The following is a 335-nucleotide window of genomic DNA, read 5'->3' on the forward strand; positions in this document are numbered from 1 at the left end:
TTAGGCTTTAATCTCGTTGCTCAATCTACGGCGACGGAATGTGTTTCTTAAGAGAGAACAGTTTCCATGGCATCGTGTAAATTATCTGATTGGGGCAACAGTTTCCGAATTCGGCTTTTCAACCATGCCCAACACTTCTCAATCCGATTGAGATCCGGCGAATAGGGTGGCAGATAAACCAGTTGGCAGCCTGCGGCTTCAATCAATTGGGCAATCCGACCGCCATGATGAAACGTCGCATTATCGACAATTACCCACTCACCCGGACGCAACACTCGAATTACAGCAATTTTCAGGTAAATAGACCACAGTGGTTGAACCAACCGAAGGTATGA

Annotated in this window: 1 protein-coding gene; it reads right to left on the minus strand. The window is 46.6% G+C overall.

What is annotated here, in order from left to right; translation table 11 throughout:
* Positions 1-47: 47 nt before the first annotated feature.
* Positions 48-335, minus strand: a 288-nt coding sequence (locus ACM0OZ_RS49265; RefSeq protein WP_414590223.1) for a transposase, incomplete at its 5' end; no start/stop codon positions are given.

This window comes from Scytonema sp. PCC 10023, from assembly GCF_963920835.1.
Taxonomy (GTDB): Bacteria; Cyanobacteriota; Cyanobacteriia; order Cyanobacteriales; family Nostocaceae; genus Kalymmatonema.